Annotated in this window: 22 protein-coding genes; 13 read left to right on the top strand and 9 right to left on the bottom strand. The window is 70.6% G+C overall.

Going from position 1 to position 21,468, the window contains the following annotated elements; genetic code table 11:
* The first annotated feature begins 15 nt into the window (after positions 1-15).
* From AB0M88_RS18055 to AB0M88_RS18040, 4 genes are all read left to right on the top strand, one after another.
* The gene (locus AB0M88_RS18055) at positions 16-750 is read left to right on the top strand and encodes a hypothetical protein (protein WP_364102795.1); all 735 of its coding nucleotides are present in this window, start codon (positions 16-18) and stop codon (positions 748-750) included.
* Positions 751-808: 58 nt separating this feature from the next.
* Positions 809-2,071: a serine--tRNA ligase gene (gene serS / locus AB0M88_RS18050; protein WP_364102792.1), complete on the top strand. Its 1,263-nt coding sequence runs from the start codon at positions 809-811 to the stop codon at positions 2,069-2,071.
* A 107-nt stretch (positions 2,072-2,178) separates the two neighbouring features.
* Positions 2,179-2,991 (top strand): HAD family hydrolase, encoded by an 813-nt coding sequence (locus AB0M88_RS18045; protein ID WP_364102789.1) that lies wholly within the window; start codon positions 2,179-2,181, stop codon positions 2,989-2,991.
* The gene (locus AB0M88_RS18040; protein WP_364102786.1) at positions 2,991-3,785 is read left to right on the top strand and encodes an HAD family hydrolase; all 795 of its coding nucleotides are present in this window, start codon (positions 2,991-2,993) and stop codon (positions 3,783-3,785) included. Before AB0M88_RS18045 ends, AB0M88_RS18040 begins: the two co-directional genes overlap by 1 nt.
* A gap of 710 nt (positions 3,786-4,495) precedes the next feature.
* Here the strand turns inward: AB0M88_RS18040 and AB0M88_RS18035 are convergent.
* Entirely contained in the window at positions 4,496-5,074 is a 579-nt protein-coding gene (locus tag AB0M88_RS18035) for a bacterial proteasome activator family protein (protein WP_364102784.1), read from the bottom strand.
* Positions 5,075-5,162: 88 nt separating this feature from the next.
* Positions 5,163-5,990, bottom strand: coding sequence for a dimethylargininase (gene ddaH / locus AB0M88_RS18030; RefSeq protein ID WP_364102781.1), 828 nt, complete (start codon positions 5,988-5,990; stop codon positions 5,163-5,165).
* A 67-nt stretch (positions 5,991-6,057) separates the two neighbouring features.
* Here ddaH and AB0M88_RS18025 point away from each other — a divergent pair, with 67 nt between their 5' ends.
* The gene (locus AB0M88_RS18025) at positions 6,058-6,510 is read left to right on the top strand and encodes an Lrp/AsnC family transcriptional regulator (RefSeq protein WP_364102778.1); all 453 of its coding nucleotides are present in this window, start codon (positions 6,058-6,060) and stop codon (positions 6,508-6,510) included.
* On the opposite strand, the gene AB0M88_RS18020 is transcribed toward AB0M88_RS18025, so the two are convergent.
* The 3 genes from AB0M88_RS18020 to AB0M88_RS18010 all read right to left on the bottom strand — a co-directional run bounded on the left by AB0M88_RS18020 (position 6,505) and on the right by AB0M88_RS18010 (position 8,637).
* On the bottom strand, positions 6,505-7,599 hold the full coding sequence (locus AB0M88_RS18020; RefSeq protein ID WP_364102775.1) for a hypothetical protein: 1,095 nt from the start codon (positions 7,597-7,599) through the stop codon (positions 6,505-6,507). The genes AB0M88_RS18025 and AB0M88_RS18020 overlap by 6 nt on opposite strands.
* Before the next feature lie 80 nt (positions 7,600-7,679).
* On the bottom strand, positions 7,680-7,931 hold the full coding sequence (locus AB0M88_RS18015) for a DUF6457 domain-containing protein (protein WP_364102772.1): 252 nt from the start codon (positions 7,929-7,931) through the stop codon (positions 7,680-7,682).
* Between the two features lie 106 nt (positions 7,932-8,037).
* A complete protein-coding gene (locus tag AB0M88_RS18010; RefSeq protein ID WP_364102769.1) occupies positions 8,038-8,637 on the bottom strand; it encodes an NTP transferase domain-containing protein in 600 nt (199 codons plus the stop codon).
* A gap of 106 nt (positions 8,638-8,743) precedes the next feature.
* Between AB0M88_RS18010 and fdhD the strand changes: the two genes are divergently transcribed.
* Positions 8,744-9,571, top strand: coding sequence for a formate dehydrogenase accessory sulfurtransferase FdhD (fdhD, locus tag AB0M88_RS18005; protein WP_364102766.1), 828 nt, complete (start codon positions 8,744-8,746; stop codon positions 9,569-9,571).
* A 31-nt stretch (positions 9,572-9,602) separates the two neighbouring features.
* Here the strand turns inward: fdhD and AB0M88_RS18000 are convergent, their stop codons facing one another.
* Together AB0M88_RS18000 and AB0M88_RS17995 are read right to left on the bottom strand one after the other, a co-directional pair.
* Complete coding sequence (locus AB0M88_RS18000; RefSeq protein ID WP_364102763.1) at positions 9,603-11,306, bottom strand: DUF4192 family protein; 1,704 nt, start codon at positions 11,304-11,306, stop codon at positions 9,603-9,605.
* A 62-nt stretch (positions 11,307-11,368) separates the two neighbouring features.
* Positions 11,369-11,872 (bottom strand): GNAT family N-acetyltransferase, encoded by a 504-nt coding sequence (locus tag AB0M88_RS17995; RefSeq protein WP_364102760.1) that lies wholly within the window; start codon positions 11,870-11,872, stop codon positions 11,369-11,371.
* Positions 11,873-11,928: 56 nt separating this feature from the next.
* Here AB0M88_RS17995 and AB0M88_RS17990 point away from each other — a divergent pair, with 56 nt between their 5' ends.
* The 3 genes from AB0M88_RS17990 to AB0M88_RS17980 all read left to right on the top strand — a co-directional run bounded on the left by AB0M88_RS17990 (position 11,929) and on the right by AB0M88_RS17980 (position 14,219).
* Entirely contained in the window at positions 11,929-12,813 is an 885-nt protein-coding gene (locus AB0M88_RS17990) for a fructosamine kinase family protein (RefSeq protein WP_364102757.1), read from the top strand.
* 126 nt (positions 12,814-12,939) lie between these two features.
* A complete protein-coding gene (moaA, locus tag AB0M88_RS17985; RefSeq protein ID WP_364102755.1) occupies positions 12,940-13,977 on the top strand; it encodes a GTP 3',8-cyclase MoaA in 1,038 nt (345 codons plus the stop codon).
* Positions 13,974-14,219, top strand: coding sequence for a MoaD/ThiS family protein (locus AB0M88_RS17980; RefSeq protein WP_364102752.1), 246 nt, complete (start codon positions 13,974-13,976; stop codon positions 14,217-14,219). Before moaA ends, AB0M88_RS17980 begins: the two co-directional genes overlap by 4 nt.
* Positions 14,220-14,723: 504 nt before the next feature.
* Here the strand turns inward: AB0M88_RS17980 and AB0M88_RS17975 are convergent.
* Entirely contained in the window at positions 14,724-14,876 is a 153-nt protein-coding gene (locus AB0M88_RS17975) for a hypothetical protein (protein WP_364102749.1), read from the bottom strand.
* Between the two features lie 595 nt (positions 14,877-15,471).
* Between AB0M88_RS17975 and AB0M88_RS17970 the strand changes: the two genes are divergently transcribed.
* The 3 genes from AB0M88_RS17970 to AB0M88_RS17960 all read left to right on the top strand — a co-directional run bounded on the left by AB0M88_RS17970 (position 15,472) and on the right by AB0M88_RS17960 (position 19,975).
* Complete coding sequence (locus AB0M88_RS17970; RefSeq protein ID WP_364102746.1) at positions 15,472-15,618, top strand: hypothetical protein; 147 nt, start codon at positions 15,472-15,474, stop codon at positions 15,616-15,618.
* Positions 15,619-15,632: 14 nt separating this feature from the next.
* Positions 15,633-16,772 (top strand): metallophosphoesterase, encoded by a 1,140-nt coding sequence (locus AB0M88_RS17965; protein ID WP_364102743.1) that lies wholly within the window; start codon positions 15,633-15,635, stop codon positions 16,770-16,772.
* A gap of 65 nt (positions 16,773-16,837) precedes the next feature.
* The gene (locus tag AB0M88_RS17960) at positions 16,838-19,975 is read left to right on the top strand and encodes a UvrD-helicase domain-containing protein (RefSeq protein ID WP_364102740.1); all 3,138 of its coding nucleotides are present in this window, start codon (positions 16,838-16,840) and stop codon (positions 19,973-19,975) included.
* Here the strand turns inward: AB0M88_RS17960 and AB0M88_RS17955 are convergent.
* Positions 19,962-20,660, bottom strand: a complete 699-nt coding sequence (locus tag AB0M88_RS17955; RefSeq protein ID WP_364102737.1) for a prepilin peptidase — start codon at positions 20,658-20,660, stop codon at positions 19,962-19,964. The two genes, AB0M88_RS17960 and AB0M88_RS17955, sit on opposite strands and share 14 nt — an antisense overlap.
* Positions 20,661-20,794: 134 nt before the next feature.
* Here AB0M88_RS17955 and AB0M88_RS17950 point away from each other — a divergent pair, with 134 nt between their 5' ends.
* Entirely contained in the window at positions 20,795-21,424 is a 630-nt protein-coding gene (locus AB0M88_RS17950) for a hypothetical protein (protein WP_364102734.1), read from the top strand.
* The last annotated feature ends 44 nt before the right edge of the window (positions 21,425-21,468 follow it).

Raw genomic sequence — 21,468 nt, 5'->3', positions numbered from 1 at the left:
GTCATCATGGGTTCCATGCCCGTGCCGCAGCAGCCGATCGACCTCGGGATCACCTCCCCCTCGCCACCCCCGGTCATCGAGTTCGGCTCCGAGCCCGAGTCCGCGCCGGTCCGGCGCCGCCGCAGTCTGAGCGGATTCGGACGTGAACTGCTCGGCGACCGGCGGCTGGTCCCGATCGGGGCGGCGCTCGCCGCGGTGGCCGCGTTCGCGTCACTGATCTCGGAGTGGCAGGTCACCACCGTCGACGCGGCGGCGCTGGGCAACGGCGAGCTCGGCGACAAGGTGCTGCCGACCGACCTGGCCGACCTCGGCGCGTTCGGCGGCGCCTATCTGACCGGGCTGTTCCTGCTCGTGGCGGCCATCGTGCTCACGCTTTTCGGGCCGCCGGCCGGGCGGCGCTACGCACGGCTGGCCGGGCTCGGCGTCGGCGGGGCGGTCCTCGGCGTGGTGCTCTCGCTCACCTCGCTGCTGGGCGATCAGAGTCGCCTCTTCTCGCGGCTCTACACGCTCGAGCTCAACAGCGATCAGCTCAAGGTGGCGTACGGGCGGGGGCTGTGGTGTGCGCTGATCGCGGTGATGCTGGCGGTGGCCGCGCTCTATCTGGCCGGCCGGGACTCGTCCTCCGCCCACTGGGAGTGGCGGCGAGCCGTCGACGACCAGGACGACGACGAGGAAACCTTCGACCTGACCGTCACGTCGACCACACCGTTCACCTCGCGGGCCGACGACCACGACCGGCCCGACCGATAACGGACGACCGGGATATCCGGGTGATGACCGGACCGGGTCGCCGGTAGGCTCGGCAATCGTGATTGACCTGCGTCTGCTACGCGAAGACCCCGAGCTGATCCGCGCCAGCCAGCGACTGCGCGGCGAGTCCACCGAGGTGGTCGACTCCCTGGTGCGCGCCGACGAGCAGCGCCGGGCGGCCACCCAGCGGTTCGAATCGATGCGGGCGGAGCAGAAATCCCTCAGCAAGCAGGTGCCCAAGGCGTCCGGTGACGAGCGGGTGGCGCTGCTCGCGCGGACGAAAGAACTGGCAGCCGAGGTCAAGGTGGCCGAGGCCGAGGCCGCGGCGGCCGACGAGGCCCTTCGCGTCGCCAACCTGGCGGTTCCCAACGTCGTGCAGGACGGCGTGCCCCCGGGCGGCGAGGACGACTTCATCGTGCTGCGCGAGGTCGGCGACCGGCCGGCCATCGACAACCCCAGGGACCACCTCGAGATCGGTGAGGCGCTCAAGGCGATCGACACCGAGCGCGGGGCCAAGGTGTCGGGCTCGCGGTTCTACTTCCTGACCGGCGTCGGCGCGCTTCTCCAGCTCGCGATGCTCCAGCTGGCGATAGCTCAGGCGGTCGAGCACGGCTTCACGCCGTCGATCACCCCGTCGCTGGTCAAGCCCGAGTCGATGGAAGGCACCGGCTACCTGGGCGCGCACGCCAGCGAGATCTACCACCTGCCCGCCGACGATCTCTACCTGGTGGGCACCTCGGAGGTCGCGCTCGCGGCGTACCACGCGAACGAGATCATCGATCTCGAGGCCGGACCGAGCCGCTTCGCCGGGTGGTCGTCGTGCTATCGGCGCGAGGCCGGGTCGTACGGCAAGGACGTCCGCGGCATCCTGCGGGTGCACCAGTTCGACAAGGTCGAGATGTTCTCGTTCTGCCGGCCCGACCAGGCCGCCGACGAGCACCTCAAGCTCCTCGCCATGGAAGAGGAGATGCTGGCCAAGGTCGAGATTCCCTATCGGGTGATCGACGTGGCCGCCGGCGACCTGGGCACGAGCGCGTCGCGAAAGTTCGACTGCGAGGCCTGGGTGCCGTCCCAGGGCCGCTACCGCGAAGTCACCTCGACGTCCAACTGCACCACCTTCCAGGCCCGGCGGCTCAACATCCGCTACCGCGACGAGGACGGCAAGCCGCAGACCGCGGCGACACTCAACGGCACGCTGGCGACCACCCGGTGGCTGATTCCGATCCTGGAAAACCACCAGCAGCCGGACGGCTCGGTGCGGGTGCCGAAGGCTCTCCAGCCGTACCTCGGCGGTCGCGATCTTCTTGAACCCCAGCGCTAACTGCTAATACACCGTCCGGCTACCAGAAGTCATAGCCGCTGGTAGCCGGATAGGTGTAACTTTTTCCTTCCGCCCTCCGCGGGGGTCGTTCCACCTCGGAGGCACCGATGACCAAGCCTGGACTCCCCAAGCTCGTCGCGACAGATCTCGATGGCACGCTCGTGCGCAGCGACGACACGGTGTCCGCGTACACCCATGAGGTTCTCGACCGGGTCCGGGCCGCCGGCATCCGCATCGTCGGCGCGACCGGGCGCGGCCCCCGCCTGACGTCGCTGATCCGCCAGGACATCCGCTCGGCCGACTTCCTCGTGATGGCCCAGGGCGGCTGGGTGCTCGACCAGGCCGAATCGACCTACCTCCGCCAGTCGTGGCTACCCGGCTCGACGCTGCTGCCGGTGCTCGACGCCCTCGAGGCCGAGGTCGGCCGGCTGTCACTGATGATCGAGGCGCTGGAGCACGACGAGGCGCCGCTCTGGGGCGACTTCGACCCGACCTGGCGCTACCCGGTCACCGTGCTGCCCCGCAGCCGCGCCGAATGCCTCTCCGGCGACGTGATCAAGGCGTTCGTGCGGTCGTTCGGCCACGACGTCGACGACCTGCTCGAGGTGGCCCGCCGGCTGATCCCGGAGCACGTGGCATCGGTCACTCAGGCCGGCCTCGACTACGTCGAGATCTGCCCGCCCGACGTGACCAAGGCGACCGGCCTGGCGGTGGTCGCCGAGGCGGTCGGCGTCGACCCGGCCGACGTGCTGGTCTTCGGCGACATGCCCAACGACCTGCCGATGTTCGGCTGGGCCGGCTGGAGCCGGGTGGCGGTGGCCAACGCACACCCGTCACTGCTCGCGGTGGCCGACGAGGTCACGCTGACCAACGATGAGGACGGGGTGGCCGTCTACCTCGACAAGTTACTGTCAAGGTGATGCGTTTTAAACTTGTAGCAAGCGACATCGACGGCACCCTGATCCGCAGCGACGGCACCCTCAGCCCGCGCACGATCGAAGCCGTCGCGGCGCTGCCGGTGCCGTTCGTCCTCGTCACCGGCCGCCCGGTGCGCTGGCTCCACCAGCTCTATGACCAGATGCCGGCGCCGGTGCCGGCCGTGTGCGCCAACGGGGCGGTCGTCTACGACCCGGTCGCCGACGAGATCCTGCTGGCCAACCCGCTCTCCACCGACCTGCTGCTCGACGTGAGCAAGCGGCTGCGCGAGGCGGTGCCCGACATCGCGCTGGCGGTCGAGGTCGAAGACGGCCGCTCCTTCTGGTACGAAGAGGCCTGGCCGGTGCGCTGGGAAAACGCGCCCCACCAGGTGCGCGTGCTCACCACACCCGAGGAGCTGACCTCGGCCCCGGCGGTGAAGCTGCTGGCCCGCTCGGCAAACCACGAGGCCGACGCGTTCTACGAGCTGGTCAGCCACACACTGGGCGAGATCGCCGAGACGACCCACTCGTCGTCGAGTGCCCTGGTCGAAATCTCGGCCCCGGCGGTCACCAAGGCGGCCGGGCTGGCCTGGCTCTGCGAACGGGACGGCATCAACGCCGCCGAGGTGCTCGCCTTCGGCGACATGCCCAACGACATCCCGCTGCTGGCGTGGGCCGGCCACGGCGTCGCCATGGGCAAAGCCCATCCCGCCGTCCGCGCGGTAGCCGACGAGGTCACCCGCACCAACGACGAGGACGGCGTGGCGCTCTATCTGACCGAAGAGTTCAGTCTGTAGCCACTTCTCAGAAGTACGGCGTGCCCTGGTCCCGCACCGAGGGCCTCGGGTCCGCGGCTGCCCACCCTCCGCGCGCCGCCGCCGGGCGGGCCCGCCGGGTCACCCCCCAGCCCGCCCCGCCGTCTCACAGCCCGCCCCGCCGTCTCACACCCACCACCCCATGGGGCAGCCACCACCCACTGTCCCGCCGCCCGCTCGCAGCCGTCGCCACCCACTGTCCCGCCCGCCCGCCCGCCCGGCCGCCCGCCCGCAGCCGTCGCCACCCAATGGACCGCCGCCCGCTCCGACGGGCCGCCAGCAGCCGTCGCACCCAATGGACCACCGCCCAAGCCACGGGCCGAGCGCAACCGTCGCCGCCCGGCCGACCGCCGGCCGGCCCCGCGGGCCGCCAGCAACCGTCGCCGCCCTGCGAACCGCGTATGGCGTTGTCGCGTGATGGGCCGCATGCGGCCGTCGCGGCCCGATGGCTCGCTCCCTGATTGCCCGCGGCCGGTCCTGCCCTGGCGGCGCGCAGCGTTGCCGCCGGATCGGCCGCCTGCGATCCTCCCAGCCCGGTCAACTGCCGGCGGCTGCCGCCATGCGATCGGCCTGGCTATGACGGAGCCCCAAGGTGGGTCCAGTGGAGCGCCCCCGACCGTCGCCATCCGGGTGGGCCGCTGGCCGGCCTCACTGCCCGTCAACCGTCTCCGGTTGTCGCCGCGTGGGGCCGCTTACAGGTATTGGCCGGTGCGGCCGTCGCCGCCGCCCTGCGGGCCCGGGCCGCCCGGCATGCCCGGCAGGATGCCGCTCGCGCCCATGGGCAGGGCCGGTCGGCCGCCACCGCCGCGCATCTGCTCCAGCTGCAGCCGGGCCGCCATCTGCTGCGCGACCAGCGCCGCCTGGATGCCGTGGAAGAGACCCTCGAGCCAGCCCACCAGCTGGGCCTGGGCGATGCGCAGCTCGGCCTCGCTGGGCGGGGTGTCGCCCTCGAACGGCAACGACAGCCGCTCGAGCTCGTCGCGCAGCTCGGGGGCCAGACCGTCCTCCAGCTCGACGATCGAGCGCTGGTGGATGTCGCGCAGCCGGTTGCGGCTGGCCTCGTCGAGCGGCGCCGCCCGCACCTCCTCGAGCAGCTGCTTGATCATGCTGCCGATCCGCATGACCTTGGCCGGCTGCTCGATCAGGTTGCCGGGCTCCTCCGGGTTGAGGGTGCCATCGGCGTCGATCGTCCCCATCGGGCGCCCGTCGGGGCCGACCACGATGACGGAGCCGTCTTCCTGCTTCTGCTCGGTGCGGGTCTCGTCGGTCATTCGTCTATCTTCCCGCACCGATCCCAGAGCGTCTTTTCAGGGACGCGGCCCTTCCAGGCAGGCGGCCCTTCCAGGCAGGCGGTTCCCTTCAGGCGCGCAGCTCCGCAACGGCGCACTTCACGCTGCCGCCGCCGCGCTTGAGCTCGGTCAGCTCGACGTGCACGGGTAGGTAGCCCGCCTCCCGCACCTTGTCGCCCATCGCCACCGCCTCAGTGTTGAGAATCACGTGGCGGCCGTCGCTGACCAGGTTGAGCCCGAACGCCTCGGCGTCGGCCCGGTCGGCCAGCACGGCGTCGGGGAACAGCTGCCCGAGGACTCGCTGCGAGGCGGGCGAGAAGGCACCCGGGTAGTACGCGATGTGGCGGTCATCGAGCGCGGCCAGGGCGGTGTCGAGGTGGTAGAAGGCCGGGTCGACCAGGTGGAGCGAGAGCACCGGGCGGCCGAGCACCTCCTGCGCCTCGGCGTGGGCGGCCGGATCGGTGCGGAAGCCGTAACCGGCCAGCACCAGCCCGCCGTACGCCTCGGGGAGATAGGCGAAGTCGCCCTCGCCCTCGTTGACCTGCTCGCCGATCGTCAGGGGCCAGCCCGAGGCGCGGTAGAAGCCCTGGTGAGCGATGGCCTCGTCGGAGCGCTGCGGATGCTTGAAGCGAGCCCCGTAGACCCGGCCGTCGACCGAGAACGCGCCGTTGGCCGCATAGACCATGTCGGGCAGGCCCGGGATCGGGTCGAGGACGTGCACGGTGTGGCCGAGGTCGCCGAGCGTGGTGCGCAGCAGCTCCCACTGCTTGATGGCGAGCGCCGCGTCGACCGCGATCGTGGTGTCCATCCACGGATTGATGGCGTATTCCACCGTGAAGTGCTCAGGTGGGCACATCAGATATGTCCGATTACGAGGCATACGCTCCGGGTAGCTCATGAGCTACAGCGTAGGTAGCCTTGGACGGTCGAAACAGCCGAAAATCTTGCTCGTTGGAGGCGAATCGTTGCAGATGGACGCCGTAGACCAGCGAATCATTGCGTTGCTGGTGTCGGACGCGCGGGCGTCCTATGCCGAGATCGGTGCGAAGGTCTCGTTGTCCGCCCCGGCGGTCAAGAGGCGGGTCGACCGGTTGCGGTCGAGCGGAGTGATCAAGGGATTTACCACCGTCATTGAGCCGGCCGCCCTGGGCTGGACGACCGAGGCGTTCGTCGAGCTGTTCTGCACCGGGCGCACCACGCCGGCACAGATCACCGTGGCGACGCGGCGGCACCCCGAGGTGGTCGGGGCCTACACGGTGTCGGGCGAAGCGGACGCGCTGGTGCACCTGCGGGCGGCCGACATCGGCCACCTCGAACAGGCGCTGGAAAAGCTGCGGGCCGAACCGTTCGTGACCTCGACCCGGAGCATGGTCGTGTTGTCGCGCCTGGTGGAGACGCCCACGCCGATGCCGTTATAGATACATCCCCGTGCGGTGGTCGTCGCCGGACTCCTTCTCCTTCTCCTTCGCCGTGGGCTTGTCGCCCTCGCCGAAGAAGCGCTTGCCGCCGAACTCGCCGTGCAGCCGGTCGTCGAGTTCGTCGGCCAGGCCGGTCATCACCTGCACGGCCAGCATGAGGTGGGTGGCCTGGAAGTTGCGCCCGAACACCGGGATCGACGCCCACACCGTGTCTTGTGCGCAGTAGAGACGGCCGATCGGCATGCGGTTGGTGAGCTCGGACAGCTTCACATAGAGCTGCTCGGTCGGCTCGACCTCGGTCAGGATCGGCGAGAACACGTCGACCAGCGGCGGGTTGTCGCGTACCCGTACGAAAACCATGGCCGAACCGGCCCGGATGCCGATGTCTCCGTCGTTGTCGACCTGAAGTTGGTCGATCGTGGTCTTGGACATCGTGGCGACGACCGTGCGCACCCGCTCCTCGAGCGGCACCACCTCGTCGGCCGCGGCGGCCAGGGCCTCGGTCAGCTCGCCGTTTCCGTCGAGGTCATCGAGGTTGAGCCCGGCGTCGAGGGTCGGCTCGTGTCGCGCGGTGGCCAGCGGCGCCACCTCGATCGGCTCGTCCTCGTCGTCGTGCACGAAATAGACCAGGAAGGCGGGGTGCGGCGTGCCGTAGACGTCGCGCAGCGTGCGGGTGATGACCGTGGCGAGCTGCTTGCCCTTGTCGGCCGTCGAGCGCAGCCCGAACGAGTCGCCCGAACCGGGAAGCACGCCGGGCGGCGACCAGCCGAGCGCGACCAGCGAGGCCACGGTCGCGCGATCCATCCGGTAGCCCTCGGGCAACTCGGCGTTGCCGACGGCCAGGGCCTCGACCACGCCGTCGGGCAGGACCCGGACGCTCACCGAATAGACCGCCATGCCGGTGCCGGAGGCCGTCGGATCGAGGGTGAGATCGATGTGCGAACCCGGTCCGAGCTCGACCAACGCGGACGCCAGCGCTCCCGCGAACTCCTGCCAAGCCTCGGTCACCTTGGCCCGCAGATCGGCCGTGGTGGGCTCGTCAAGCAGCACACCCTCGCCCGAATCCGCCGCAGCACTCTCTGCCGACATGATCGTCACCTCCGTACCCGTCACCCTATCGAGCGACGCGCAGCCGCCTCGTCCACCTTCTCAGGGGATGGACCGGCATCTCAACCGATGGGCGGCGTGTCATCTTTTTGCCAGCTCAGCGCCAAGGCGCTGAGCCTGGCGGCCACGTCGGACGGATCGGCTCCGCGGCCCACGGCCACGCCCATGAGGTACGCCGAGACGGGTGCACCCGGCCGGATCACCTGATGTGCGACGTCGCGGGCCACGTCGAGAACCGCCTTGGCCTCGATCTCGTCGGGCCGGAGACCGAGCTCGGCGCAGGCGGCGGCGATCCAGGCGTCCAGCTCGTTCATCGGGCCAAGTCCCTCGCGGCCGTCGTGCTCGGGGTCGGCTTGCTCGCGGCCGTCTCGCCCTCGGCCGGCTCGACTTCGGTCATCGTGGCGTTGAGCGCCTCGGTCGTCATCGGGCCCACTCCTCGGCCGTGCGCAGGTCGTCGTCGGTGTCGCAGTCGAACCACGGGGGCGGCCCCGGGCGGCGCCACGAGACCTCGGCGACCCGCAGATGTTCCATCAGCTCGCGCACCGACGCGCCGTGCAGGCCGCCGCGCTCCTCGGCCAGCCGCTTGACGGCACCGCGCAGGGCGGTCGTGCGCCACACCCCACAGAGCATCTGCCGACGGCCCTCGGCGTCGCGATAGACCGCGCCCTGCATCGGGGCCGACTCGACGGTCAGGCGCAGCACGTCGATCGCCTCGCCGGTGAGCAGCGGAAGGTCGGCGGCCAGCAGAGCGGTGTAGGTGATGTCGTCGGGCACCAGGGCCAGCCCGGCCGAGGTCGCAGCGACCGGGCCGCCGCCGGGCGGTTCCTCGCGCGTGGAATGGACCTGCACCGGAAGGTCGGGCGGCACCCGGCCGACCACGATGCGCGGGTCGGCGTCGTGCACGGCGGCGAGCACGCGGGTGAGCATCGACTGCCCGCCCACCGGGAGGGTCGGCTTGTCCGCTCCACCCATTCGCCGGGCCGCACCACCGGCCAGCACCACCGCCGCAAATCCCCCCACGTACGTACCGTATCCCGGACACGTGTCGAGCGTGACCGCGCGCTCACTTACCTGTCGCGGATCACTCACTGTTTCGGCGCCTGGTTTCGCGGCCTACGCTCGTGACATGGCGCGGACGATGACCCGGCGACCGGTCGTGAAGATTGACCTTGATGGTTCCGGCGAGCCGCGACGGCGACCCGATGACCTGGCGGCCGAAGAGCCGCTGGAGATCCGGGTGCGCAAGCAGCCGCTGGCGGTCACGATGCGCACGCCGGGGCACGACATCGATCTGGCCATGGGCTTCCTGCTGACCGAGGGCGTCATCGGCGCGGCCGGTGACGTGGTGACGGCGCAGTTGTGCGCGGGCACCGATACGCCCAACACCTACAACGTGGTCGAGATCGTGCTCGGCGCCGACGTGCCGCCACCGGTGACCGACCCGAGCCGCAACTTCTACACGACCAGCTCGTGCGGCGTCTGCGGCAAGGCGAGCATCGACGCGGTGCGCGTCCGCTCCCGCTATGCGGTCGCGGACGATCCGCTGTCGGTGTCGGCCCGCACGCTCTCGCTGCTGCCCGACCGGTTACGGGAGGCCCAGCGAACCTTCGCCCGCACCGGCGGCCTGCACGCCGCCGGCCTGTTCACGGCCGACGGCGAGCTGCTCGTGCTGCGCGAGGACGTGGGACGGCACAACGCGGTCGACAAGGTGATCGGGTGGGCGCTGCGCGAGGGCCGGCTGCCGCTGACCGGCCACATCCTGCTGGTGTCGGGGCGGGCGAGCTTCGAGCTGACCCAGAAGGCGTGGATGGCCGGGCTGCCGATGCTGGCCGCGGTGTCGGCGCCGAGCACGCTGGCCGCGGAACTGGCCGACGAGGCCGGGCTGACCCTGGTCGGCTTCCTCCGCGGCCCGAGCATGAACGTCTACACCGCGACCCACCGCATCACGGTCTGACCGGGCTCACTTCGACACGGTCTGACCGGGCTCACTTCGACCTCCGGCGCAGGACCCGGCGAAGCCGGCGCTTCCGGCGAGGTGGCCCACTCGCCTCTGGATTGGACGGAGCGGCCGGCCGCCCACCCGCCAAACCCTCATCCGACTCCTCGCGACGCAGATCGCTCGGCTCCTCACGACGCAGACCATCCGACCCCTCACGGCTCGAATCGCCTGACCCCTCGCGGCACAAGTCGTCCGACTTCCCGCGCCGCAGCCCGCCCGATGCCTCTCCGCGCAGACCGTCCGAACTCGTCCGGCGCAGGCCATCCGAAATCTGGCGGCGCAGCTCGTGCCACCCCTCGCGGCTCGGCTCGTCCGGCCCCGCGCGACGCGGCCCCTCCGACTCCTCGCCGGGCAGGCCGCCCGACTCCTCGCGGCGTAGCCCCTCCGCGTCTTCGCGGTGCAGACCATCCGGCCTGTCGCGGCGCAGCTCGCCCGATGCCTCTCCGCGCAGCTCGTCCCGCTTCTCACCGAGCAGCTCGTCCGACTCCTGACCGAGCAGCTCATTCGACCCTTCGCAGGGCAACTCGTCCGATCCCTCCCGACGCGGCCCGTCCGACCCCTCCCGACGCGGCCCGTCCGACCCCTCCCGACGCGGCCCGTCCGACCCCTCCCGACGCGGCCCGTCCGACCCCTCCCGACGCAGCCCTTCCGAACCCTTGGGGCGCGGGTCGTGGGGGCGCTGGGTGGCGGGGTTCTCGTGGCGGAGGGCGACCCCCATCCTGGGCGGTGTGTCGAGGGCGGACAGGGCGTGGGGGCCGATGCCCATGCCGAGGACCTCGTCGAGCAGGGCGGCCATGCGGTGCTGGGGCTCGACGCGCAGCGCGCGGTCGACGGCCACCCGGGCCAGGGCGCCCTGGCCGGCTCGCCACGCCAGGTAGCTCAGGACGCAGCCGACCGCGGGGACGTAGAGCGGTTGGACGCGGCGGAGGACGTCTGTCCACAGGGCCAGGCGCCACTCCTCGTCGCCGATGCGGCCGAGGGTGTATTCGTGCACGTCGGGTTCGAGCAAGAGGACGCCCAGCCAGGCGACCTCGTCGTCGGTCAGGGCGCGGCCGGCGCGGTAGCGCTTTTCGGCCTCGCGGACGGCCAGGCGGCCGGCTCGGCGGATCGCCCGGGCGCTGTGCGCGTCGTCGGTGAGCAGGCCGTCGAGGGCTGACCGGGCGCGTTCGGTCGCCGCGAGCATGGCCGCGCGGGGCTGGCCTTCGACCGGTGCGACCAGGGCCACCAGGGCCTGGCGGCTGGGCAGCGCGACCTGGCCACGATAGGTCGCCTCGGCGGCGATCACGCTGGTCGCGGTGTCGAACGGGGTGCCCTCGGCCGGGCAGCAACCGGGCTCGGCGCAGAAGTAGGACCACCAGCGGCCGTCGTGCACGCGGAGCGCTTCCAGCACGCGTACGCGGAAAGCGTCGAAGACCGCCAAGGCCCGCCGGACCACCGGGTCGACCGTCGCGGGCGGGCCGTAGGCCAGCACCGCGACGCAGCGGGCCCGCTGGGCGGAGATGACCGCGCCCAGCTGGACGATGTCGTCGCCTCCCGGCGGGGGCAGATCGTAGCGCGCGCCGAAGAACACCCGGTTGCCGCTGAGGCCGAGCACGACCAGGCTCTCGGTGGGGTGGAAGCCGATCACATAGGGCGTGGCGTCGACCAGGTCGGCGGGGTTGCGGACGGCGATGGTGGTGTCAGGCGTCATGCCCGGCAGCTTGGCCGTTCGGCGGGGGCTGTCGAGTGCCAAAGTCGGGTGCTGTGGAAAACCTACGAGCGGAACTGCAGCTCGTGCAGTTCGAGGCCCTCCTGCTGCCATTCGTGCTGGTGGCGGTCGAGATCGAGGGTGAGCTCGATGGACGAGACGACGTCGTAGCCGGCCGCGTGCAGGCTGCGGATGGCCTCGATGTTGCGGGACGACGGCGAGATGGTCAGCGCGGTCATGTTGCGCTTCTTGGCCTCGGCCGCGACGTGGCGCAGCAGCCGGCGGCCGACGCCTTTGTGCCGGTGGGAGGCGGTGACGATGACCGGTTCGACCTCGCCGGCCCGGTCGCGGATGATCAGGCCGACCAGCCCGATGACGCCGTCGTCGGCGTGGTCGGCGACCCAGAGGCCGCTGAGGTCGAGCCGGGTCAGATATTCCTCGAAGCCCTCGCCGCCGTCCTCGGCCGGCTCGCCGTACATCTCGTTGTGCTGGTTGGTGAGCTCCGACCACAGGCGACGGCCCGCGGAGTGGTCACTCGGACGGTACGAACGCACTGTGACAGGGGTCATGCCGACATTTTGACTCCGATTTCGGGCGCCCGTAAGGCGAAGTGGAAGATAAGCCGGTGGACCTGGCGTACTTACGCGCGCACCCCGAGCACCTCCCGACATTTCTCACCCACCAGCGCATTCGCGAGACGCCGGTGGGCGGCGGAAGCGTGTCCGCGGCGAGCCGGTTGACGCTCGACGACGGCACCTCGATTTTCGCCAAGACGTGGCCGGAGGGATCGACCGCGCCGGATGGCTTTTTCGCCGCCGAAGCGGCGGGACTGGAGTGGTTGCGCTCGGCGGGGGCGATCGGCGTGCCGGAGGTGCTCGTCGCCGTTCCGTCGATGATCGCCATGGAATGGATCGAGCCCGGTTCGGCGTCCCGGGCGGCCGCTTCGCGGTTCGGGCGGGAATTGGCGGCACTGCATCGTTCGGGCGCCGACGCGTTCGGGGCGCCCTGGCCGGGGTTCATCGGGCCGTTGCCCCTGGACAACACGATGACGACCGGACCGTGGGGGCCGTGGTTCGCCGAGCGCCGGCTCCTGCCGTACCTCAAAAAATCGGCCGATAGCGGCGCACTCACCGCGACCGACGTCGCCGTTCTCGACGGCATTCTCAAAAACCTTTTCTCGTACGCGGTGAGCGAGCCGCCGAGCCGCACCCACGGCGATTTGTGGCCGGGAAATGTTCTGTGGGCGGCCGGTGATCGTGCCTGGCTCGTCGATCCGGCGGCGCAGGGCGGACATCGGGAGACCGATCTGGCGGAGTTGGCGTTGTTCGGCGGCGTTCCGCATCTCGACGCGGTAATCGGGGCCTATGACGACGTTTATCCGCTGGCTGACGGGTGGCGGGAACGGGTGCCGTTGCATCAGTTGCACCTTTTGCTGGTGCACACGGCGGCTTTCGGCGGTTCTTATCGCGAAGCCGTGATGAGCGCGGCTCGAGCGGCGTTTGCGGCCTGATCGGCGCGTTTGTCGCCGCAGGCGCGCCTCGACACGTCGAATCCGCTCTGACCTGCGGCAACGCGGTTATCCACCGGTGGGGCACGGGCAGGGGCACTCGATCGGCTCAGCGGCTAGATTCAATCTATGAACGAGACGCGATCAAGCGAGCCGGCGGCCGGGCCGCTCGTCGACCGGTTCGGCCGGGTCGCCACCGACCTGCGCGTCTCGCTGACCGACCGGTGCAATCTGCGCTGCACCTATTGCATGCCCGAGGAGGGTTTGGCCTGGTTGCCGCGTCAGCAACAGCTGACCGACGACGAGGTGGTGCGGTTGGTGCGGATCGCGGTTTCGCGGCTCGGGGTGACCGAGGTGCGCTTCACCGGCGGCGAGCCGTTGATCCGCCGAGATCTGCTGGGCATCGTCGCCGCGACCACCCAGTTGTCGCCCCGTCCACGGGTGTCGATCACGACCAACGGCATCGGCCTCTCGCGGCTCGCCGGCCCGCTGCGGTCGGCCGGGCTCGACCGGGTCAACGTCTCGCTCGACACGCTCGATCCGGCGCGATTCGTCGCTCTGACCCGCCGCGACCGGCATGCCGATGTGCTGGAGGGGCTGCGAGCCGCGGCTTCGGCCGGGCTGACGCCCGTCAAGATCAATACCGTGCTGATGCGGGGCATCAACGAGGACGAGGCGCCGGCTCTGCTGCGGTTCGCTCTTGCGTACGGCTATCAGCTCCGATTCATCGAGCAGATGCCGCTGGACGCGCAGCACCGGTGGGATCGCCACACGATGGTCACGGCCGACGAGATCCTGGCCGCGCTCGCGCCCTTCGATCTTCAGCCGGATTCGGTTTCACGTGGAACGGCGCCGGCCGAGACGTGGCTCGTCCCGGGCTACGTCGACGCGGCCGGCGAACCGGCCCGGGTCGGCGTCATCGGCAGCGTGACCAGGCCGTTCTGCGGCGACTGCGACCGCACCCGGCTGACCGCCGACGGCCAGGTGCGCAACTGCCTGTTCGCCGGCGAGGAGAGCGACCTGCGGAAGTTGCTCCGCGACGGGGCGGCCGACGAGGAGATCGCCTCCGCCTGGCGAACCGCCATGTGGGGCAAACGGGCGGGCCACGGCATCGACGACCCGGCGTTCCTGCAGCCGGCCCGGCCCATGTCGGCGATCGGAGGATGAGCGTGCTGACGGTCCGCTACTTCGCGGGGGCCCGGGCGGCCGCCGGCGTCTCGACCGAGACCGCGTCGGCGGTAACGCTCGACGAGCTGGTGCAGTCATTGACCGACCAGCACGGGGAGCGGCTCGGGGTCGTGCTCAAGGCAGCGAGTTTTCTGATCGACGGGCTCGCTTGCCATGATCGCGGGGCGGCGCTCCCCGTCGGCGCGACGGTCGACGTGCTGCCGCCTTTCGCGGGCGGCTGACCGGTCGGCGGCCGATCGCAGAGCCGACCGAGCACAGAGCCAACCGAGCACAGAGCCAACCGAGCACAGAGCCAACCGAGCACAGAGCCAACCGAGCACAGAGCCAACCGAGCACAGAGCCAGCCGAAGGCAGAGCCAACCGAGCACCGAGCGCTCGAATGCGGCCGCTTTGCTTGCGCGGCTGGCGGTTGTCTCGTCGGCCTGGAGGCGGCTGGGCGGACGTCGCGTGCTGGCAGTCGGTCGTCTCACGCGGACTCGAGCTCACGCTGACTCGAGCCGTCGGCACCTCCAGCGCGGCCCACCTGCGGACTGAGATCGCGTGTAGGCGGAGGCCGCCTGCGAAAGGGCGGCACGATCCCGCGGTTCGCGCGGCAAACACGATCCCGCGGTTCGCGCAGTCCGCACCAGCCGTGCGGGTCAGAACATGCCGTTAGGGACCTCGGCCCGGGTCGGGGACGGGCTGGGTGGCGGCCAGCGCTCGACGACCTGGCCGTCTTTCAGGCTTCAGATGTCGATCACCGCGCGAGACGGCTCGCCTGGCGGGTCCGTGCGGTAGTCGACGACTACGTCGTCCGTGCGGTAGTCGACGACTACGTCGTCCGTGCGGTAGTCGACGACTACGTCGTCCGTGCGGTAGTCGACGACTACGTCGTCCACGCGGTAGTCGAGGACTACGTCATTGTCGTCGGCGAGCAGGTGCTTCAGGGACAGACTTTGCCCTCGCGGTGGGCGTCGCGGTCGGGCGGGTTGCCGGGGCTGTATTGACGCGTCCTCGCGGATGACGGTCTGGAGGAATTTGGGCTGCCGGCCGCGAACTGTTCGAAGGCCTGGCGCACCACGGTTCGGTTGCTCACATCGGTCATCGGCGAGCGATCACGGCGGCCTGTGTTGGTCCGTGCACCGGGTCGCGGTCGAGCCCGAGCGCCGCGCACTTGGGGCCGTCGACTACCTGGCAGCTAAGGGCCAGACCCCGGCGCGGAGCTGCTGCGGGAGCGGAAGCTCGTTCAGCTGGAGCTGGCGATCCGGGCTGAGTTGTCGGCCCGGCACGTCAGCTTGTGGAGACCGGCCGCACGGTGCCGAGCGGCGACATGGTGCTGAGGCAGGCCGCGCCCGTCGCGGGAGCGGAATCGGCTGCTGGTCGCGGGGGCACGCCCCCCGAGCAACCGCTCGACGACGACCCGGACGCCGGACAGGTGCACGCCGCCGCTCAACCGGGGCTGCGCCCAAGCTCCCTCGACGTGATCAACCGCGTATGTCCGCCGGACCGGGCTGGAGCGGCCTCTCACCCGCGACCCACAGCACGATCACGTCGTACGGGCTGGAGGATGTCGCGATCGAGACCTACCTGCTGACCGGAGCGGAAAAGGTAGCCTCCGGGAACAGGAACGGGAACACGTAACGACGGGAGCGGTCTTGGCAGGGTTCGTCGCGCTGATCTTCGGGGTCGACCTGGCCATTCACTTCTACCTGTGGAAGCGCCTCGTCCGGGACGTTGGCGGCCCGGGCTGGAAACGTGTGGCCGGCACGGTTGTCGCGGTTGTGCTGGCCATCCTCGTGCCGCTGACCGTGGGGGCCACCCGCGGTGGGCATCTGTGGTGGCTGGCCTGGCCGGGCTACGTGTGGATCGGGCTGATGTTCTATCTGCTCGTCGCGCTCGTTCCGCTGGAAGTGCCGCGCCTGGCGCTGGTGCGGTTGTGGCGCCCCACGGCTCGTACATCCGGAGGGGAGGAATCGCTCAGCCGGCGGCAAGCCATCGCCCGCGGAGCGGCGATCGTCGCCGGGCTCGCCGCGACCGGCACGACCGGCTATGGCATGCGGACCGCGCTCGGCCCTCCGCGGCTGCAGCGGGTCCAGATGCCGCTGGCCAAGCTGCCTCGCAGCATGGACGGGATGCGGCTGGCGATCGTCTCCGACATCCACCTGGGGCCCCTGAAGGGAACCCACCACGTCGGACGGATCGTCGACCTGATCAATTCGGTGACGGCGGACATCGTGTGCGTCGTCGGTGATCTGGTTGACGGCAGCGTGGCGGAACTCGGCCGTTTCGCCGAGCCGTTGAGAGGAATCGAGAGCCGGCATGGCGCCTACTTCGTCACCGGGAATCACGAGTACTACTCGGGGTTCGCGCCCTGGATCGACGAGATAAAGGAACTCGGAGTGCGGCCGCTGCGGAACGAGCGGGTGGAGATCGGAGGGTTGGATCTGGCCGGAGTGAACGATCTCGGCGGCGTGCAGTACGGCGACGGCCCCGATTTCGCCAGAGCGCTCGGTGGTCGCGACCCGGGCCGGCCGGTGGTGCTGATGGCGCACCAGCCGGTGGTGGCCCGCGACGCGGCACCCTTCGGGGTCGATCTTCAGGTTTCCGGGCACACCCACGGCGGTCAGATGGCACCCTTCAACCTGCTGGTGAAGTTGCAGCAGCCGGTGGTGTCCGGCTTCGGGCGGGTGGACGGGGTGCCGGTCTTCGTGACCAACGGCGCCGGATTCTGGGGACCGCCGCTGCGGGTGGGTGCGCCGCCGCAGGTCACGGTCATGGACCTGCGTAGCGTCTAGCACATCAAGATCCGTAAGTTCGTTAGAGCGTGGCGATTCGTGAGAGCACCGGAGGGCGTGACAGGATGCAGCGCGTGCCCTCGGACAACGCAGGGTCCTCGGTCGCCGCGGACACATACGTCGCGGATCTGCACATCCACTCCCGGTTCTCCCGGGCCTGTAGCCGTGATCTGACCCTGCCCAATCTGTCCTGGTGGGCGCGGCGCAAGGGCATCGCGTTGCTGGGCACCGGCGATTTCACGCACCCGGCGTGGTTCGATCACCTGCGCGACAACCTCGCCGAGGCCGGCAGTGGGCTCTACCGGCTGAAGGACGAGGACGAGGTCACCAAGCGGCTCCCCGGATCGCTCCAAAAAGCGCGGCCGGCGCAGTTCATGCTCAGCGTCGAGATCTCGACCATCTACAAGCGAGACGACCGCACGCGCAAGGTCCACCACCTCATCTACATGCCGGATTTCGAGGCGGCGGCCCGGTTCAACACCGCGCTGGGCCGGATCGGCAACCTGACCGCCGACGGCCGCCCGATCCTCGGACTCGACTCCCGCGACCTGCTCGAGATCGCCCTCGAATCGGGTGGCTATCTGGTCCCGGCACACATCTGGACGCCGTGGTTCTCGGCCCTCGGATCGAAGTCGGGTTTCGACGCGATCGCCGACTGCTACGCCGACCTGGCCGAGCATGTCACCGCGGTCGAGACCGGCCTGTCGAGCGATCCCGAGATGAACTGGCGGGTCTCCAGCCTCGACCGCTACCGCCTGGTGTCGAATTCGGACGCCCACTCGCCGGCCGCGCTGGCCCGGGAGGCGACGCTGTTCACCGGCGTCCCCGACTACGAGGCGGTCAGGAACGGTGCCGGCCTGGCGGGCACGCTCGAGTTCTTCCCGGAAGAGGGCAAATATCACGCGGACGGCCACCGGGCCTGCGGCGTGAACTGGGAGCCGGCGGTCACCCGGGAGCACGGCGGCCGGTGCCCCGAGTGCGGCAAGCCGCTGACCGTGGGCGTGCTGAGCCGGGTCGAGGACCTCGCCGACCGGCCGGTCGGGTTCGCCAAGGACGGTCACGTCGAGCACCTGATCCAGCTGCACGAGATCCTGGGTGAGATCAACGGCGTCGGCCCGAAGTCGAAGACCGTGGAGACGCAGCTCAACCACCTGGTCGCGACGCTCGGCCCGGAACTCGACATCCTCCGGAAGATCCCGGTCGACGCGATCGGCCAGGCCGGTGGCGACGACGTCGAGGAGGCGATCACCCGGCTGCGGCGCGGCGACGTCCGGCGGATCGCCGGTTACGACGGCGAGTACGGAGTGATCACGCTCTTCGAACCTGGGGAGCTTCGGAAGAGCAACCACCAGGTCGAGGCGCTGTTCGATCTTCCGCAGCAGCGCAAACCCGAGCCGACCGCCATCGGACGTGCGCAGGTCCCGAAAAAGCCGGTAAAGACCACCAAACCGGCTCCTCCGCTCCCGCCTCCGCCCAGCCCACATGAGCCGTTCGAACCCATGCTGAGCGGAATGGAAGAGGTCGGCACCGGCCTGCTCGACCGGCTCGACGCCATGCAACGGGTCGCGGCCAGCGCCCCCGGCGGCCCGCTGCTCATCGTCGCCGGGCCGGGCACCGGCAAGACCCGCACGCTCACCCACCGCATGGCCTACCTGTGCGCGGAACTGGGCGTCTTCCCGCACCGCTGCCTGGCCATCACGTTCACCCGGCGGGCCGCGGCCGAACTTCAGGAGCGCCTCGACGCCCTGCTCGGCGACGTCGCCGAGGACATCACCGTCGGCACGTTCCACTCGGTCGGCCTGCAGATCCTGCGCGACAACGCCAAGGCGGCCGGCCTCGGACCGCACTGGCGGATCGCCGACGAGAAGGAACGCGCCGAGGCCCGCGACCAGGCCGGGGACGACGACCTGGCGTACACGAAGCTGCTCCGCCAGCAGGACCTGGTCGACCTCGACGACCTGATCGCCGTCCCGGTCGCCCTGCTGCGTGACGATCCGGCGCTGGTCGAGAAGTACCGCAAGGAATGGCAGTGGATCTTCGTCGACGAGTACCAGGACGTCGACGAGACGCAGTACGAACTGCTGCGCCTGCTGAGCCCGCCGGACGGCAACCTGTGCGCGATCGGCGACCCGGACCAGGCGATCTACTCGTTCCGCGGCGCCGACGTGCGCTACTTCCTGCGCTTCAACCAGGACTTCGTCCAGGCGCGGCTGGTCCGGCTGACCCGCAACTACCGCTCGTCGGCCCCGATCCTGGCCGCCGCGGTGCAGGCGATCGCGCCGTCGACCCTGGTCCACGGCCGCCGTCTCGACCCGGCCCGGCTCGACCCGGAGTCACCGCTGGTCGGCCGCTATGCCGCGGGCAGTGTGGCCGACGAGGCCGACTTCGTGGTCCGCACGATCGACGACCTGGTCGGCGGTCTGTCGCACCGCTCGCTCGACTCGGGCCGCGTCGACTCGCGCTCGGTCGTCCTGCACGACCTGTCGTTCTCCGACATCGCGGTCCTCTATCGCACCGACGCCCAGTCCGCGCCGATCGTCGAAGCGCTTTCCCGGGCCGGCGTCCCGGTGCAGAAGCGCTCCCACAACCGGCTCCGCGACCGGGCCGGCGTTCCGGTCATCGCCCGCGAGCTGCGGCACGCGGGCGGCCTCGGCGGTTCGCTCGCCGCCCGGGTCAAGCTGACCGCGCAGGTGCTGGCCCAGCGCTACGCGGCCCCGACCCTCGACGCCGAACAGCTGGCCCCGGAGGACATCTGGACCGCGGCCGACCTGCTCATGCCGCTGGCCCACCGGTTCGCCGACGACCTGCCCGGGTTCCTGGAGGAGATCGCGACCGGCGCCGAGGTGGACGCCCTCGACCCGCGGGCCGAGGCGGTCAACCTGCTCACGCTGCACGCCGCGAAGGGCCTGGAGTTCCCGGTCGTCTTCCTGGTCGGCTGCGAGGACGGGTTGCTGCCGCTGCGCTGGCCCGGTTCGGCGCCGAGCGACGACGAGATCGCCGAGGAGCGCCGCCTGTTCTTCGTCGGGCTCACCCGGGCCCAGGACCGGCTCTTCGTCTCGCACGCGGCCCGCCGGTTCCGGCACGGCAGCGAGCGCGAGCAGTCGCCGACCCCGTTCCTCAACGTGATCGACTCGGGCCTGTTCGAGCGGCTCGGCGACCCGGTGCCCTCCCGGCCGAAGGACCGCCAGCTCAGGCTGCTGTAAGCGCGATCAGGGCGCCGGTCAGCAACGCCGGGCCGAACGGCAACGGACGTTGGCCGCCCGCCCGCCGGGTGACCAGCAGAAACAGGGCGATCGGTCCGTTGATCAGATGCGGCGTCACGACGCCGACGATCACCGCCGGCCAGCCGGCGAAACCCACGATCAGGGCCAGGACGGCGGCCAGCTTCACATCGCCGAGGCCAAGGCCGCCGCCGGGCAGGCTCGCGAGAATTCCGTACGCGGCGAGCACTCCCACAAACGCGAGCAGGGCCGTCCCCACCTTCGCGTGGGCGAGGACGGCCAGTGGAAGCCCGGCGGTGATCGCCAGGGTCGCGACGAGCCGGTCGGGCAGACGCAGGCAGCGCAGATCGACCAGTGCCAGGAGCAGCGCGGGGACGACGGCGAGCAGGAGGACCGGGAGTCGTGGGGACGGCCCGAGGCGTACGGCGAGGACCATGGCGACGGCGGCGCCGGTCAACGTCGTGAGCAGTCCGCCCGAGGTGCAGGGGCAGGCGGCTCCCGCGCGTACCCATCCCGAAAGCCCGGCCGGAAACGGCCGTGAGCAGGCCGCGCAGGCCGAGCGGGACGGAGCGCCGAAGCCGACGGCGAGCCGGTGAGCCGGACGCGGCAGGAAGCCGGCGGCCGCCGCGCCGAAGGTGGCGGCGAAGATCACGAGGAGTGGTGACACGGACGAGGAACGTAGTGGCCCCGAGCGCGTGGCGGGCGTCGTGTTGCCGACAGCAGCGGCGATTCCGTGCGTCGTGATGTCCCGGCAGCACGCTACGGTGACTAGGAGCAACTCGGCCCCGGAGGATCGCCCAGATGTCCCAGAACGGCCCGTTCCCCGGTCCACCGTGGCCGGGCGGGAGCTCCGACGACGAGCCCTACCGGGAGCCTGCCGATCCGTGGGGCGAGCACGCCGTGGCCGATCCGTCGTGGTCGACGCCCTCGTCGTCGATTCCGCACCAGCCGGCGCCCGGTTTCCACACACCGCCCCCGTCCGACCCGGTCCCGCCGGTGACGTGGGGGGCGCCCCAGCGCAACACCCCGATCGTGGCGATCGTCGTGGTGCTCGGCCTGCTCATCCTTGCTGGGCTGGGCGCGATCGGATGGCTGGTCAAGGAGAAGCTGGACGCCAAGACCGCGGCCCGTCCCCAGCCGAGCGCGTCGGCCTCGGCCAAGCCGCCGGCCACGGCGCAGGGCAGCGAGGACGCGCGGTTCGCGACCGTGAACCAGTGTGTGCAGAACCTGGGCACCCCCGACCAGCCCGAGATGCGCAAGTCGGTGTGCGCAAGCGGGACCTATCGCGTGCTCAAGGTGGTCAAGGGCAAGACCAGCGGCGAGAAGGACGCCCAGGCCAAGTGCTCCGACGTCACCGGCTACACCAACTGGTTCTACTACAAGAGCGACCTCGACGAGCTCGACGTGGTGCTCTGCCTGAAGAAGCAGTAGGACGATCTAGCCGTCTCTAGGCTGAGGGCTAGACACCCGTAGAG

The sequence above is a fragment of the Actinoplanes sp. NPDC051411 genome (genome assembly GCF_040682075.1).
GTDB lineage: Bacteria > Actinomycetota > Actinomycetes > Mycobacteriales > Micromonosporaceae > Actinoplanes.
This window is presented reverse-complemented; position numbering and strand designations above follow the sequence as displayed.

Coding starts and splice junctions, on each gene's coding strand:
- AB0M88_RS18045 (WP_364102789.1), top strand. CDS start 2,179: ATGACCAAGCCTGGACTCCCCAAGCTCGTCGCGACAGATCTCGATGGC.
- AB0M88_RS18000 (WP_364102763.1), bottom strand. CDS start 11,306: ATGACGCCTGACACCACCATCGCCGTCCGCAACCCCGCCGACCTGGTC.
- moaA (WP_364102755.1), top strand. CDS start 12,940: ATGAACGAGACGCGATCAAGCGAGCCGGCGGCCGGGCCGCTCGTCGAC.
- AB0M88_RS17980 (WP_364102752.1), top strand. CDS start 13,974: ATGAGCGTGCTGACGGTCCGCTACTTCGCGGGGGCCCGGGCGGCCGCC.
- ddaH (WP_364102781.1), bottom strand. CDS start 5,990: ATGAGCTACCCGGAGCGTATGCCTCGTAATCGGACATATCTGATGTGC.
- fdhD (WP_364102766.1), top strand. CDS start 8,744: ATGGCGCGGACGATGACCCGGCGACCGGTCGTGAAGATTGACCTTGAT.
- AB0M88_RS17950 (WP_364102734.1), top strand. CDS start 20,795: ATGTCCCAGAACGGCCCGTTCCCCGGTCCACCGTGGCCGGGCGGGAGC.
- AB0M88_RS18020 (WP_364102775.1), bottom strand. CDS start 7,599: ATGTCGGCAGAGAGTGCTGCGGCGGATTCGGGCGAGGGTGTGCTGCTT.
- AB0M88_RS18015 (WP_364102772.1), bottom strand. CDS start 7,931: ATGAACGAGCTGGACGCCTGGATCGCCGCCGCCTGCGCCGAGCTCGGT.
- AB0M88_RS18055 (WP_364102795.1), top strand. CDS start 16: ATGCCCGTGCCGCAGCAGCCGATCGACCTCGGGATCACCTCCCCCTCG.
- AB0M88_RS17970 (WP_364102746.1), top strand. CDS start 15,472: ATGTCCGCCGGACCGGGCTGGAGCGGCCTCTCACCCGCGACCCACAGC.
- AB0M88_RS17960 (WP_364102740.1), top strand. CDS start 16,838: ATGCAGCGCGTGCCCTCGGACAACGCAGGGTCCTCGGTCGCCGCGGAC.
- AB0M88_RS17995 (WP_364102760.1), bottom strand. CDS start 11,872: ATGACCCCTGTCACAGTGCGTTCGTACCGTCCGAGTGACCACTCCGCG.
- AB0M88_RS18035 (WP_364102784.1), bottom strand. CDS start 5,074: ATGACCGACGAGACCCGCACCGAGCAGAAGCAGGAAGACGGCTCCGTC.
- AB0M88_RS18040 (WP_364102786.1), top strand. CDS start 2,991: ATGCGTTTTAAACTTGTAGCAAGCGACATCGACGGCACCCTGATCCGC.